The following is a 14212-nucleotide window of genomic DNA, read 5'->3' on the forward strand; positions in this document are numbered from 1 at the left end:
GCGCGGCTGGTCGCTGAACGGCCAACGGCCAACGGCTTAGGAAGCAGGGGGGAGGGTTTCAGGGGGGAGGATGCAGGTCGCGATTTCCTGCCTCCTCCTTCCTGCCCCGCTCCAGCTAGCCGCTACGCGGTTGGCAGTTTCCCCACCTACCGCATCACTCCGACCATCCAATCCGCCAACGCCCCCAGTACGTCGCGTCGCAGCTTGGTGTCTTTGAGCGCGGTGTAGCCGCTCGGCGCGCCGGATGCATCGACCAGGAACAGGTGGTTGGTGGCGGGGAAGTGTCGCACGGTGACGCGCGAGTTGCCGCTGCTCTTGAGGACGGTGGCGATGGAGTCGGCTTGTTCGGGAGTGACTTGCTGGTCGGTGTCGCCCTGCAACACGAGCGTGGGCTGCTTCACGTTCCGTAGCGCGGTCGCAGGATCGGTTTTCATGAAATAGCCCATCCACGGGTTTGCGGTGGCGAGCGAATCGAGCGCGCGCGGAACGGTACGGCGCAGCGAGTCGCGCTGCACTTCAGTGAGCTGCACCAACGACTTGATACCGTTTTCGTTCTGGAATTCCAGGATACGGCGGCCGTTGTAGGCGGTGCCGGCCAAAAGGGCGATCGCGCGCACAGACGGATTCTTCGCGGCGACCATTGGCGCGATGAAGCCCCCTTCGCTGTGGCCGGCTAAGGCGATGCGCGTGCCATTCACATCTTTTCTCGTGCGAAGATACGCGATGACCGAGGTGACGTCGTCGGCGAAGTCGGCGCTGGTAGCTTTGGCGCGCGTGGATGCACCACCGCTTTCGCCGACACCACGGTCGTCGTAGCGCAAGACCGCGATGCCACGCCTACCAAGCGTATCGGCGATTTCGCGGAATGGCGCATAGCCCGAAAGGCCAGGAAGTCGTGAATCGCGCCCCTGTGGTCCGCTACCGCTGATGGTGATCACCACCGGTACCTTGGCAACGCCTTTTGGTCGCGTGAGCGTGCCGGCCAGCGTGTAGCCGCGCCGCGTCGGAATCACGACGTCTTCCGCCGTGTACGGCGCGTTCGCCGGTGCGCTGTAATTCAGGACCGCCGGCGCACTGGTGGCACTCGATGCATTCGATCCACTCACGGTACCCGTGGCGCGCACGACACGCAGGTTTTGCGCCGGGATCGTGATCTCGCGCGGGCCGCCGTTCGGGTCCCACAGAATGCGCGCGTCCATGCCGGCGATCGAGAACACCGTGGTATCGCCCCGCTCGCTCACAGTGGCGGTGATCGTGCGGCCACCATTCGTGAGAAACACCGGAAGCGACGTCTTCTTCGCGCCGCGCGCGTGGTCGGCCATGAGCGCAGTGTGTAACACGCTGTTGCCCACGAGCGCGACCGCGCCGCCGGCGCTGAGCAGCGATTGCTCGCTTGTGGTGCCGTTGGCGGAGATCGTGAGCTTCGCGCTATCACCGACCATGTTCACGACGATGTTCTGCGTGGGCACACCGGTGGTCGGTGCGCCGGGCGCGAAGACGGACAGCGTGAGGCGACCGGGATTGCGGTTCGCATGCTGCTGTTCCCAGCGGACAACCGGCGCGTCTCGCATGGTGAGCAGTCCAACGATCGACGACGGTCCCGGCGTCACCACTTCGGTCCCCAGCGTATCGATGCTGCGCAGGTACACGAACTGGTATGTGGGCGCCGACTGCGCCCGGGCGGTGGTGGCCAGTAGCGCGCCGAGCACGAGGGCAAGCAGGACCGCGATCAGCGCGATGATGCCGCCGCGACGCGAGCGCTTGAAGATGAGGTGCAACATTGAGGAACTCGGTGCGAGTTAAGAGGACTCGTGGTCGACATCATCGACCGCGGGGTTGAGCTCTGCTGGTGCCTGCTTCGACACACGCCCGGCATCCCGGAGCGCGCGTCGCAGCAAAAACTCGATCTGCCCATTGAGACTGCGCAGGTCATCGTTGGCCCAACGCTGCACCGCGTCGAGCACATCGCGGTCCACGCGAAGCAGGAATGACTTGCGATCAGCCATGAGACGTCGCTCCCGTGATCAGGAGTAGAGCGACCCGGTGTTGACCACCGGCTGCGCGGCACGATCGGAGCAGAGCACGACCAGCAGGTTGCTCACCATCGAGGCTTTGCGTTCGTCGTCGAGCGTGACGATGTGGCGGCTGGACAGCGCCTCGAGCGCCATCTCCACCATGCCGACGGCCCCTTCCACGATCGTCTGCCGTGCCGCCACGATGGCACTCGCTTGCTGCCGCTGCAGCATCGCGGCCGCGATCTCGGGAGCGTACGCCAGATGACTGATGCGCGCCTCGAGCACTTCAACCCCGGCCTTGCCGAGCCGATCGTGGAGCGCCTCGAGTAACCCTTTGGACACTTCCATGGGATGCGTGGAGAGCGCGATCGCGTCGTCGCCATGGTGATCGTACGGGTACGACGAGGCCAGCGCCCGGACCGCCGACTCGCTCTGCACCGCGACATACTGCACGTAGTCGTTCACCTCGAAGGACGCTTCGGCGGTATCGATCACCTTCCAGACCACGATCGCCCCAATTTCCACGGGGTTCGAACGCGCGTCGTTCACCTTGAGTTTGTTGGTCTCGAAGTTTCGGATCCGCAGCGAGACGGCCTTCTTGGTCATGAAGGGGTTGGTGAACCAGAGTCCCGGCGTCTTGGCGGTGCCTTTGTAGGTCCCGAAGAGCGTGAGGACCTTGCCTTCGTTGGGGGCGACAGTAAACAGCCCCGCCATGCAGATGCAGGCGAGCGTCATGATCACCACTCCGATCACGGCTTCGAGGCCGTTCTCGCCGCGGGCGCCGGAGAAGAAGACGAAACCACCGGCGAGGACGCCGACGGCGATCAGGACAGCGATCATGATGCCAGGAGAGGGGCGGGCCTGAATTTCGCGAAACATTGTGTGGGACCTCGATTTATGGAGGGATGGTATTGAAGTGATATCACTTCGGTATCGCCGTACGCAATACTGGCGGCTGGAGTTTCGTCTGGGCGGCTGTGTTGAACCCATGGCCCATGGCCCACGGCCCACGGCCCACGGCCCACGGCCGAGAGCCGTTAGCCTTAAAGCCTTGAACCTGGGAGCCGACAGCCGTTAGCCCTCGCGCCTGCGGGGAACAGCGGGGCTGTAGGCTCTCGGCTCCCGAGGCTTGGGGCAAGGAGCTCTCGGCTCTCGGCCGTGGGCCATGAGCCATGGGCCGTGGGTTACACTGCGACGCAGTCGGAACTTCACGGTTGTCAGCAGAACCAGTCTTGCGAGCAACGGAATGCGGAGCATGATAGTCGCGCGTAGTAAGACTGCCCGTCCCCCCCATGTACGCCCCTGGAGAGCATTGTCGTGAAACGATTTAGCCCACGGTTGGCTTTCGCTGCCGCCGTTCTCATTCCCTGTGCGTCGGCCGGTTCGCAGCCGTCGCGTCCTGTCGCCCGCACGGCGGCACGTCCTGCGGCGATTTCACCTCTTGCCGCCCCCTTCGATACCGGTGCGCTGTCGGCCATCAAGTGGCGCGAGATCGGTCCGTTTCGTGGTGGTCGTTCGGCTGCAGTAGGGGGCAGTGTGGCCCGTCCCAAGGAGTACTGGATGGGCACCGTGGGTGGTGGAGTCTTCAAATCGGTTGACGGCGGCGACAATTGGACGCCGATGACGGACAAATATTTCGGCGGCACGATCGGGAGCATCGGTGTGGCGCCGAGCAATCCCGATGTGGTGTACGTGGGCGGCGGCGAATTCACGATCCGCGGCAACGTGTCGCACGGCGATGGCGTCTGGAAGACAACCGACGGCGGCAAGACGTGGACGAATATCGGATTGAACGACACGCGGCAGATTTCGCGCCTGTTGGTTCACCCCACCAACCCCGAAATCGCCTACGTGGCGGCGCAGGGTCATGCCTGGGGCCCGAACGTCGAGCGCGGCGTGTTCCGCACGAAGGATGGCGGCAAGAACTGGACAAAGGTGTTGTTCCGCGATGACTCCACCGGGGCGGCCGACCTCGCGATGGATCCTAGTAATCCGAACGTGCTGTACGCCGGATTCTGGCAGATGCATCGCAAGCCGTGGATGCTGGTGTCGGGCGGCAAGGGCTCGGGGATGTTCAAGAGCACCGACGGCGGCGATACGTGGAGCGAGATCACGAAGAACAAGGGGCTGCCCGCCGGCATGTGGGGCAACATCGGTCTCAGTGTGAGCGGCGCGAACACGCAGCGCATCTACGCGCTTATCGAAGCCGATGAGGGCGGAGTGTTCCGCAGTGAAGATGGCGGTGCCACCTGGGCGCGCGTGAACGATGAACGGAAGCTGCGTCAGCGCGCGTGGTACTACTCGAAGATTTACGCTGATCCGAAGAACCCAGACGTCGTATACGCCAGCAACGTGCAGTTCCAGGTTTCGCGCGATGCGGGCAAGACGTGGAGCAACATCAACACGCCGCACGGGGACTCGCACAACTTGTGGATTGCGAGCGACAACAGCGACCGCATGATCGAAGCGAACGACGGCGGCGCCAACGTGAGCACCGACGCGGCGAAGACGTGGACGGCGCAGGACTTCGCGACGGCGCAATTCTATCACGTGACAACCACGAATCACTTCCCGTACAAGATCTGCGGCGCGCAGCAGGACAACAGTACGCTCTGTGGTCCGTCGCGAGCGGCGGGTGGCATCACGATGGACCTGTGGCAGGATGCCGGCGGTGGTGAGTCGGGCTTCATCGCGGCGCTGCCGAACAATCCGGACATCGTGTTCGCCGGCAGCTACGGCGGCTACCTCACGCGCAAGGATATGCGCACCGGACTCGCGCGCGACATCAATCCGTGGCCGCTCAACCCAATGGGACACTCGGCCATCGATTCGAAGTACCGTATGCAGTGGACGTTCCCGGTCGTGGTGAGCCCGCACGATCCGAAGACGATCTATGTCGGATCGAACGTGCTCTTCAAGACCACGAACGAAGGCGACAGCTACACGGCGATCAGCCCCGATCTCTCACGCAACGATCCGCGTACGCTCGGACCGTCGGGCGGCCCGATCACGAAGGACCAGACCGGTGTGGAAACGTACGGCACGGTGTTCGCGATTTCGGAGTCGCCGGTGATGAAAGGCGTGATCTGGGCCGGTACCGACGATGGCACGGTACATGTGACGCGCAACGGCGGGACGTCGTGGACGAATGTGACGCCGGCGCTCTTGAAGGAACGGGAATGGGCGCGCATCTCGATCATCGATGCATCGCACTTCAACGCCGGCACCGCGTATGTGGCCGCGAACCGTTTCCAGATGGACGACAACGAGCCATACCTGTTCAAGACGGCCGACTACGGCCGGACGTGGTCGCGCATCGACAATAGCGGCAAGGCCACTGGCATCCCGGCCACCGAATTCACGCGTGTGATACGTGAAGACGCCGTGCGCCCCGGGCTGCTGTTCGCCGGCACCGAGCGCGGTATCTACGGCTCGCTCGACGACGGTGCCACGTGGTTCTCGATGCGTCGCAACCTACCGATCGTGCCGGTGCACGATCTGGCGATCAAGGACGGTGACCTCATCGCGGCGACGCATGCCCGTTCGTTTTGGGTGATCGACGACATCAACGTGCTGCGTCAGCTCAGCGCCGCCGCGATGGCCGAACGGGCGCATCTGTTCACGCCACGTGCGGCGTATCGCATCAATTGGAGCGGTGGATTCAACCCGGGCGGCGGTAGCGGTTCACCGGTTGGTGCCAATCCACCCAACGGCGCCATCGTGTACTACTGGCTCAAGTCGCCGGTGAACAAGGTCACGATCGAGTTCAAGGATTCGACGGGTCGCACGGTCCGCACGTTCTCGAGCGACACGGCTGGTGCGGGTGCCGCAGTGGCGCCGGCTGGCGGTCGTCGTTCGGTGGCCGCCGATGCAGCACCCACGAACACGGTCGGCATGAACACGTTCTCGTGGAATCTGCGCGAGAGCGATGCAACCACGTTCAACGGCATGATCATGTGGGCCGGCGTGCTCACGGGTCCGCTGGTGCTTCCCGGCAATTACTCGGTGCGTCTGCTGGTGGATGGTGCGCCGGTGTCGGAGACCAAGCTGCTGGTGAAGAAGGACCCGCGGAGCGATGCGACGGCGGCTGATCTCGTGGCGCAGTACAAGATGCTCATGCAGATCCGCGACCGGACCACCGACGCGAACGATGCCGTACGGACCGTGCGTTACGTGCGGAGCCAAGCGGTGTCGCGTTCGAAGGAAGTGGGCGCGGACTCCGCGCAGTATGCGCAGCTGGTGAAGACGCTTGACACCAGGATCAGCGAGATGGAAGCGCAGGTCTATCAGGTGAAGAACCAGAGCGGTCAGGACCCGCTCAACTACCCGATCAAGGTGAATAACCAGATCGCGGCGCTGGCGGGCGTGGTAGGCAGCACCGAAGCGCGTCCCACCAAGCAGTCGCTAGTGGTGTACGACACGCTGTCGAAAGAGCTCGAGGTGTATCTCGTGGAGCTTCGCAAGGCGTACAAAGAACTGCTACCGCCGATCGACGAGATTCTCAAGAAGCACGGCTTGCCAGCGATCGAAGTGAAGGCCGGTGACGTGCAGACCCCGCGTCGTATCGGCGCCGAGGAAGAAGTCACGGGGATGTAAGTTGGTCTCGGTGGTCGCTGGTGCAGCGAAGCACGCGGCGGGTCGTGGCGGGAACCTCTGGTTCCTAGCGGCGGGCCGCCGTGTGGCGTACCAACCGTTGAATGGCCGCAATCCCGAACAGCGGACCCAATGCCAACGCGGCAAACGCCCATCGCCAACCGACAAACGCCGCCAGTGGTGGCACGAGTTGAATCACGACCGCCGTGAGCAGGAATCCCAGCGAGGTTTGCAATGTGAGCGCGGTGCCCACCGCATGCGGCGGCACACTTTCGGTCACCAGCACCGAGAATTGCGCGCTGTCGGCGATGACGAAGAATCCCCACACCAACGCGATCGGAACCAGCAGCCAGAGCGACCGGCCATAAGCGAAGCCGATCAGCACCGCGCAAACGCCGCTGATGGCCATGGCGCGGGTCACGAGCCAGGCGCGCCCACGCCGGTCGGCGACGAGTCCGCCCCAGATACAGCCGGCGCCGCCGATCGCGAGCGCGGCGAAGGCGATGGCCGACGCCAACGATGTCGCGTGCGCGGCGGCAGCAGGGTCACTCGCGGGATCACGGACGGCGATGCTGGCCGCGATGAACACGGGCAGCCACGTCCACGCGGCATAGAGCTCGAACATATGCCCGAGATAGCCGCCGGTGGACAAGCGCCACGTCGGCGTCCGCACGACATCGCGCACCAGACTCCACGAGAACGGCCGTGCAGGGAATGGGTACGGTCCTTCGCGGTAGCCGAACCACACCAGCAACGCGGCTACGCATGCGCCGATGGTCGCGCTGAGGACGACCGGGGTGATACCGGCACCGGGGATCGCGTGCACGAGATACGGCATCGCCTTGCCCACCGTGAGGGCGCCTACGATGGTGCCGACCGCGAGCCCGCGTCGGACGCGAAACCAGGTGGCGATCATCTTCATCGCCGGTGGATACACGCCGGCGAGTGCGAGGCCGGTCACGAAGCGCCACACCAGCGCAGTCGATAGCTGGTCCGACGTGAGCAGCAACGCGTTGGCCGCGGCGCCGACTAGCGCGGCGACGGAAAAGAGCCATCGGGCCGGCACGATATCGGCCACGTTGAGCAGCGCCGACACGGCGGTGCCAACCACAAAGCCCAGTTGTACGATCGTAGTGAGCCACGCGGCTTCGCTGCCGGTGAGCGACCACTGCGCGGTATACTGCGCCGACACCGCGCTGGCGGCGAACCACAACGTCATCCCCAACAGCTCGGCGACGGTGAGTATGCCGAGCATGCGCCAGCGATCCGGATGGGAATCGCCTCGGGGCGTGGGGTCAGCGATGGCGGACAAGAGGCTGGGAAGCCGCAGTCACTTTTCGACGCGTTCGACGGAGACGCCGAACGCGTCGAAATGCTCCGCCAGCGCGCGCAGCGTGCGCTCGGCGTTTCCACCGTGTCCGCGTAACGCAGCGAAGAACCGAATCACGGGATTCCCCACGCGTCCGAGTTCCGTGAGCGTGACGGTGCAGCGTGCCGGCCGCGACACTGCGTCGGCAGTCACATCCCATTCCCACTGTAGCTGCGCCTTCGTGTCGTCGTCGGTCAGGTCCAGCGCGATGACATTCGGATCGGTGTCCGCATTCACGTTAGTCGATGACGTTCGTTCGATGGTCGTCGGTGACGGCATCCACTGTTCGTACGCCGTGAGGTCAGCGAGCAGGGTGCGTACGTCGTGTGCGCCGCGCTGCAGGCGAATACGACGTACGACGCGATAGTGAGCTGGCGTGACAAGCCCACCAACGACGAGCGCGATCAGACTCGCCGCGATGGCGGCCATGATCACCAGAATCCAATACATGGCCGCTCGTGCTCAGCTCACACGCAGCGATTGATCGAGCACCACGCGGACGCGTCGTGCGAGTTCAAGCGACGTGAACGGTTTCTGCATGAACGTGCGGGCGTCGAGCGACACACCCTTGAGCAATACGGCATCATCGGTATAGCCCGACACGAACAGTACGCGCATGTCCGGACGCATTTGCCCGAGCTGCTCGGCCAATTCACGCCCGTTCATGCCGGGCATCACGACGTCGGTCACGAGCAGGTCGATGCGGCCCGGAAACGCACGCGAGATCGCAATGGCGGAGTCGCCATCGGCCGCCGCCAGCACGCGATAGCCGCGTCGTTCGAGGGCCGCCGTGGCGACGGTGCGCACGCTGTCTTCGTCTTCGGTGAGCAGGACGGTTTCCTCGCCCATGAGTACCTCGGGTACGTCTTCTTCGACGGCGAGATCGGTGGGGAGCTCGCCGAGGCGAGGCAGCAGCAGATGGAAGGTGGTGCCGAGTCCCGGGGCGCTGCTCACGCGAATCTCACCACCGGATTGATCGATCATGCCGTACGCCAGCGGCAGGCCAAGTCCCGTGCCCTTGCCGCGCTCCTTGGTGGTGAAAAAGGGCTCGAAGATGTGCTTGCGGACAGCATCGGTCATACCGACGCCGGTATCAGTCACGCGGATCACGATCCACTCGCGCTGGGCGTCGAGGCCGAATGACTGCACTTCGCTGTCGCTCACACGCGCGCTGGCAATACGAAGTGTGCCGCCGGCGGACATCGCGTCGCGTGCGTTGCTGGCGAGGCTGAGCATGACCTGCTCCAGCTGTGCGGCGTCAATGCGAATGGTGCCGAGGTCACCGCCCAGCGTGGTGGTGACTTCGATGTGCTCGCCCATGAGCCGGCGGAGCAGGCGGTCGAGTCCCGCAATCACGGAGTTCGGGTCGAGCACCGTTGCCTGCACGATCTGCTTGCGACTGACGGCAAGAATCTGCTTGGAAAGATCCGTACCACGCACGGCGAGCGCGCGGATCTCACTGACATCGCGGCGTACGGGATCGTCGGCCGACATCATGGCGAGCGCGAGATCGCAGTAGCCCAGCATGCCGGTGAGCAGGTTGCTGAAGTCGTGCGAGATGCCGCCGGCGAAGGTACCGATCGCTTCCATTTTCTGTGACTGGCGCAGCTGCTCTTCACTGCGGGCCAGCGCACGTTCGGCTTCGCGGCGCGCGGTAACATCGATGCCCACCGACAGCCAGCTGGCGCGTCCGAGTCGACGGGACGAGGTGGTGATGACCTCCATCTCGAGCAGTCGACCGCTCGCGGTGCGATGTTGCCAAGAACCGGCGCTCTGCTTCGATTCCGAGAAGGGCAGGCGGGCGCCGCTGAATCGTGCGTGCTCAACGGGGTCGAGCAGGTCGACAATGCGCAGCGAGAGAAACGTGTCGCGATCGTACCCGTACTGCTCGACGGCGGATTCGTTCACGGCGAGGATGAGCATGGTGTCCGCGTCCCAGGCCCACATGGGCAGCGGATTGGAGTCGAACAGAAAGCGATACCGGCGCTCGCTGTCGGCGAGTGCCGCGCTACGTCGCTCGACCGTTTCAGCCATCTGGTTCAGCGCCGTCGCGAGTGAACCAATTTCATCGCTGGATCTGATGCGCGACCGATGTCCCGCTACGCCGACCGCCAGTGCATGCGCGTCTTCAATCAGCGCCTGCACCGGTCGGGAGATCTTGGTACCGAAATACAATGCGAGCGTGATCGACACGATCAACGCTCCGCCGAACAGCAACACGCCTCGCCATCCGCTGTTCGGCATCGGCGTGAGAAGACTGACCAAGAGTGGTGGCGTTGACACGATCAGCGCCATGCCCAGCAGTCGCGTGCGGAGCCCCGTTCCGCCTGGTGGCAGTGGAACGTCGTCCTGCTGGAGGGGCGCTCGGTCGGGCACGGCCTACGCGCCGAGCGGCTCTGTGCCGAGCGGCATGGTCACGGCCATTCCCATCGCGTGGTATCCCTTGTCCACGTACACGGTGGACCCCGTGATTCCGCTGGCCAACGAGCTCGAGAGGAACGCGGCGGTGTGGCCGACTTCGGTTGCGGTGAGCTCTTGAGGAAGCGGCGAGTTCGCTGCGCAGTACTTCACCATCTTGTCGATAATGCCGATCGCACTGGCCGCTCGCGACGCATACGGACCGGCGCTGATTGTGTTGACGCGCACGCCGTACTTGCGACCGGCCTCGAACGAGAGCACGCGCGTGTCGCTCTCGAGGGCGGCCTTGGCCGACGACATCCCACCGCCGTAGCCGGGAATGGCGCGTTCACTGGCCATGTACGTAAGTGAGCAGACCGAGCCGCCTGGACGCATGAGCGGCGCGAGGCGCTGCACCATCGACACCAGCGAGTACGCGCTCGCGCTGGAGGCGGCGAGATACCCGGCGCGACTGACCTCGAGCAGTGGCTTCTTCACTTCAGGCCCATTGGCCAATGAGTGAAAGACGATGTCGAGCGACTGGTCGCCGAAGTCGGCCGCCAGGCGCTGGGCGAGACCGCCGATCGAGAAGTCGCCGATATCCTTGTAGCGCTTCGATTCGCGCACGTCTGGTGGCGCATCGTCGAGCGAGTCGTAGACGGCGTCGAGGGGATAGATGCGCTCGAAGGTGAGCAGCGATCCATCGCTCAGACGACGGGACTCATCCATCTTGCCGCGTTCGAGCAGATTGAGGAAGATGTTGAGCGCAGGCGGCCACGTGGCGACACAGACAGAGGCGCCGGCCTCCGCGAAGGCCTTCGCGACGGCGAACCCGAAGCCGCCGTCGTCGGCGACGCCCGCGACGAGGGCGCGCTTGCCGGAAAGATCGATGGGTAGCATCCGGGCAAGATAGCAGCGAAGTCGGGCTCGCGCCGAGCGCCGAGCGCCGAGCGCCGAGCGCCGAGCGTCTAGCGACTAGCCCGGGCGAGGCGATCGCGGAGGCCAGCCCAGCGATCATCGTCCGGGGGACGCTCGATCACGATGAGGGATGCATCAGCCGCGTCGGCCGCGTGTAGCGCGGCATAGAGCTCGCGCGCATACGCGGCCGGTTCATCCGGCATGCGGACGATCGTGCCATCCGGCAGAGAAAGCGTGGTCGTACGCAGGAGCGCCGTCACGCGCCCGGTCGCCGGATTCCGCGCCGCGAGGGCGACGGTGAGTGCTGCTGCGATCTCGGGCTGTTGCTCCGGGTCGAACAACCAGACATCGGCCCGCGGCGCATAGTGTCGATCGGCCATACCCGGCGAACGCTGAGCCGGCGCGTCTCCGGCGGCGTCGTGCCGCACAGTGGTGGTGACGCTTCGAACCGCCACTCCCGAGCCACGCAGGGCGAGCGCGATATCGGCGGCGGAGATCATGCCTGGCCGCAGGATGACCGCGTCGGGGCCGGTGAGGTCGACCACCGTGCTTTCGATGCCCACCCTACTCGGACCGCCGTCGAGAATGAGCCCGACCCGGTCGCCCAGCGACGCCTGCACATGCTGCGCCGTAGTGGGACTGACCTGGGTGAACCGATTGGCGCTTGGGGCCGCGATGGGCACGCCGACCGCGCGGAGGAGGGCGAGCGCGACGGGATGGGCCGGCACCCGAACAGCCACCGCATCGAGCCCGGCGGTAGCCACGTCGGGCAGGTGTGCTGCCTTGGGGAGCACCACGGTGAGCGGGCCCGGCCAGAAGGCCGCCGCTAAGCAGTCGGCGGCGGGAGGCCACTGCCGCGTGAGGAGGCGGGCCGCGGCAGCATCGGGCACGTGCGCGATTACCGGATTCCACGCCGGACGGCCTTTGGCGGTATAAATGGCCGCGACCGCAATCGGGTCGAGCGCGTTGGCGCCGAGTCCGTATACGGTTTCGGTGGGAAAGGCGACGAGTCCGCCACGACGCAGTAGGGCGGCCGCGTGCTCGACCACCACGGGGTCGGGATTATCGGGGTCGAGCCTGAGTACTGGAGCGCCGGCCATCATGGAATCTAGCCGGGGACGACCGGGCGCCGGAGGCCGCACCGAGCGCCATATCCGTGCTTACGCGTCGAATCAGACGTCTCCGTGCTCTCGGCGCTGCCATCGTGCGCATGAACGGGTGGGTGTGCGATCGGCCAGACCGCAAACCGCCGGAACACCGAGGCCGCGGATTGCACGGAAAAAACACGGATCTGCTCCGCCGGTGCGATGCCTGCCCGTGGCTCGGCGACGGCGTGCGCTTTGTTGTGGAAAAGCAAAAGCCATCGCATCGACCCGCCGCCTGAGGCGGGCCTCACATGGCTTGGCTTATCTGTGCGGTACGGTGTAATCCGCAGTTTCCGTGTTCCGGCGGTTCGCGATCGTGCCGCGCTGCCAACGGCTGCGTAGACGGACAGACCGCAGACGGCTGGAACACCGAGGCCGCAGATGATTTTGAGGCCGCAGCAAGACTGTCTACTGCCGCGACTCGATCGCGCGCTGGGCGATCCGGTCGACGAGTCTCGGAGCGATCAGCTTGAGCAGCCGTCCGATCTTGCCGCGCCACGTCATAACCAGATCGCGGTCGCGCCCAGCCACCGCCGCGAGAATGAGACGACCGCACTCGTCGGTCTCCATCGTTTCACCTTTCCGTCGCACAAAGGCGCGCTCGCCGAATGGGGTGCCGTCGGGTGAGAGCGCCCGCTGGTTGATCTCGGAAAAGACGAAACCGGGATAAATGACGGTGACCGACACACCGGAGCTCTCGAGCTCGATGCGGAGCGAATCGAAGAAGCCGGCCATCGCATGTTTGGTGGCAGCGTAGGCGGTGCGTTTGGGGACGCCGGTGAGTCCCGTCAGGCTCGACATGGCGACGATGCGTCCCTGCGACCGTTTAAGGTGCGGCAGGGCATGCGCCGTGCACCACACACTGCCCAGGTAGTTCACCCGCATGAGCGTGTCGAAGATTGAGAGATCGGTGATCTCCTCGAATGGCCCGCTCGAGCCGAGTCCGGCATTGTTCACCAACATGTCGAGGCGGCCATAGTGCGCCACGGTGCGCTCCACGATCCACGCGCACGCCGTCTCGATACCCACATCGCCCGGCACCACCAGCGCGTCGGCGCCCCGCGCTCGGCACTCGGCGGCCACCGATTCCAGCCGTTCCGCATCGCGCGCGGCGAGCGCCAGCCGCGCCCCTTCGGCGGCGAATTGTCGCGCCAACTCCGCCCCGATCCCACTCGAGGCGCCGGTGAGCAGGATCACCTGCCCGGCAAAGCGATTGCTCACGGACATCCGGTCATGGATTCAAGGTCACGGACGTAAGGTCACGGACGCAAGGTCACGGACGCAAGGTCACGGATGCCCCGCGGCGTCGTCGGGACCGAGGAGCTCGTCAACGTACTCGTCGCCCTCGAAGGGGGCATCGAGGATGCGCAGCGCGTGCGTCGCGTCTCCCACTCGCACGGCAAGCCGTACGGGATACACCAAGTGCATCGAGGGGAGCATGCCGCCCGCATCGTCGCGGAGCACCACAGCCGGAATGTGATGTGCTTCCAACACGCTGCGCGCAACGAGCGCTTCCATCTCGTTCACGTATTCTCGAATGACCTTCATGGCGGCTCCCATAGGGCGAACATATCGCGTCGACCGCGCCACCGTGAGGGTAGCGTGTACACCGACTAGATTGCGGGAATGGCGGCGTCCTTCGGCATTTTCGTACTGGCAGAGCTTCCTGGCGAAGCGGGTGCCATGGTGCGAGAGATTCAGCAGCGTTTCGACCCCAAGCTGGCCCGGCTCACGCCTCCACACGTGACGCTGGTCGGCTCGTCGGGCGTGGGCGC

General features: G+C 65.0%; 11 protein-coding genes. 1 reads left to right on the forward strand and 10 read right to left on the reverse strand.

Translation table 11 applies throughout. From position 1 onward, the window contains the following. Positions 1–146 precede the first annotated feature (146 nt). Genes ACLL97_RS01185 through ACLL97_RS01195 form a run of 3 tightly spaced genes read right to left on the reverse strand, consistent with a single transcriptional unit; the run spans position 147 to position 2855 of the window. Positions 147–1781 (reverse strand): alpha/beta hydrolase family protein, encoded by a 1635-nt coding sequence (locus tag ACLL97_RS01185; protein WP_411278645.1) that lies wholly within the window; start codon positions 1779–1781, stop codon positions 147–149. 18 nt (positions 1782–1799) lie between these two features. Further along, positions 1800–2006 carry an Arc family DNA binding domain-containing protein gene (locus ACLL97_RS01190; protein WP_411278646.1) on the reverse strand — a complete coding sequence of 69 codons (207 nt, stop codon included), beginning with the start codon at positions 2004–2006 and terminating at the stop codon, positions 1800–1802. A gap of 18 nt (positions 2007–2024) precedes the next feature. Beyond that, a complete protein-coding gene (locus tag ACLL97_RS01195) occupies positions 2025–2855 on the reverse strand; it encodes an SPFH domain-containing protein (protein WP_411278647.1) in 831 nt (276 codons plus the stop codon). 477 nt (positions 2856–3332) lie between these two features. Between ACLL97_RS01195 and ACLL97_RS01200 the strand changes: the two genes are divergently transcribed. Then, positions 3333–6611: a WD40/YVTN/BNR-like repeat-containing protein gene (locus tag ACLL97_RS01200; RefSeq protein ID WP_411278648.1), complete on the forward strand. Its 3279-nt coding sequence runs from the start codon at positions 3333–3335 to the stop codon at positions 6609–6611. A gap of 64 nt (positions 6612–6675) precedes the next feature. Here ACLL97_RS01200 and ACLL97_RS01205 read toward each other — a convergent pair whose 3' ends face one another. From ACLL97_RS01205 to ACLL97_RS01235, 7 genes are all read right to left on the reverse strand, one after another. After that, on the reverse strand, positions 6676–7863 hold the full coding sequence (locus ACLL97_RS01205; RefSeq protein ID WP_411278649.1) for an MFS transporter: 1188 nt from the start codon (positions 7861–7863) through the stop codon (positions 6676–6678). Between the two features lie 75 nt (positions 7864–7938). Continuing rightward, positions 7939–8427 (reverse strand): hypothetical protein, encoded by a 489-nt coding sequence (locus ACLL97_RS01210; RefSeq protein ID WP_411278650.1) that lies wholly within the window; start codon positions 8425–8427, stop codon positions 7939–7941. 12 nt (positions 8428–8439) lie between these two features. Further along, positions 8440–10353: an ATP-binding protein gene (locus ACLL97_RS01215; protein WP_411278651.1), complete on the reverse strand. Its 1914-nt coding sequence runs from the start codon at positions 10351–10353 to the stop codon at positions 8440–8442. 3 nt (positions 10354–10356) lie between these two features. Then, a complete protein-coding gene (locus ACLL97_RS01220; protein ID WP_411278652.1) occupies positions 10357–11274 on the reverse strand; it encodes an enoyl-[acyl-carrier-protein] reductase in 918 nt (305 codons plus the stop codon). Between the two features lie 68 nt (positions 11275–11342). Then, positions 11343–12395 (reverse strand): L-threonylcarbamoyladenylate synthase, encoded by a 1053-nt coding sequence (locus ACLL97_RS01225; protein ID WP_411278653.1) that lies wholly within the window; start codon positions 12393–12395, stop codon positions 11343–11345. Positions 12396–12845: 450 nt separating this feature from the next. Next, the gene (locus ACLL97_RS01230) at positions 12846–13664 is read right to left on the reverse strand and encodes an SDR family oxidoreductase (RefSeq protein ID WP_411278654.1); all 819 of its coding nucleotides are present in this window, start codon (positions 13662–13664) and stop codon (positions 12846–12848) included. A gap of 60 nt (positions 13665–13724) precedes the next feature. Further along, positions 13725–13985, reverse strand: coding sequence for a hypothetical protein (locus tag ACLL97_RS01235; protein WP_411278655.1), 261 nt, complete (start codon positions 13983–13985; stop codon positions 13725–13727). Between the last annotated feature and the right edge of the window lie 227 nt (positions 13986–14212).

It is taken from the genome of Gemmatimonas sp. (assembly GCF_046594945.1).
Taxonomy (GTDB): domain Bacteria; phylum Gemmatimonadota; class Gemmatimonadetes; order Gemmatimonadales; family Gemmatimonadaceae; genus Gemmatimonas.

Excerpts from the sequence above, each read along its gene's own strand:
- ACLL97_RS01225 (WP_411278653.1), bottom strand. The coding sequence starts at position 12,395 with ATGATGGCCGGCGCTCCAGTACTCAGGCTCGACCCCGATAATCCCGAC.
- ACLL97_RS01235 (WP_411278655.1), bottom strand. The coding sequence starts at position 13,985 with ATGAAGGTCATTCGAGAATACGTGAACGAGATGGAAGCGCTCGTTGCG.
- ACLL97_RS01230 (WP_411278654.1), bottom strand. The coding sequence starts at position 13,664 with ATGTCCGTGAGCAATCGCTTTGCCGGGCAGGTGATCCTGCTCACCGGC.
- ACLL97_RS01195 (WP_411278647.1), bottom strand. The coding sequence starts at position 2,855 with ATGATCGCTGTCCTGATCGCCGTCGGCGTCCTCGCCGGTGGTTTCGTC.
- ACLL97_RS01185 (WP_411278645.1), bottom strand. The coding sequence starts at position 1,781 with ATGTTGCACCTCATCTTCAAGCGCTCGCGTCGCGGCGGCATCATCGCG.
- ACLL97_RS01205 (WP_411278649.1), bottom strand. The coding sequence starts at position 7,863 with ATGCTCGGCATACTCACCGTCGCCGAGCTGTTGGGGATGACGTTGTGG.
- ACLL97_RS01210 (WP_411278650.1), bottom strand. The coding sequence starts at position 8,427 with ATGTATTGGATTCTGGTGATCATGGCCGCCATCGCGGCGAGTCTGATC.
- ACLL97_RS01190 (WP_411278646.1), bottom strand. The coding sequence starts at position 2,006 with ATGGCTGATCGCAAGTCATTCCTGCTTCGCGTGGACCGCGATGTGCTC.
- ACLL97_RS01220 (WP_411278652.1), bottom strand. The coding sequence starts at position 11,274 with ATGCTACCCATCGATCTTTCCGGCAAGCGCGCCCTCGTCGCGGGCGTC.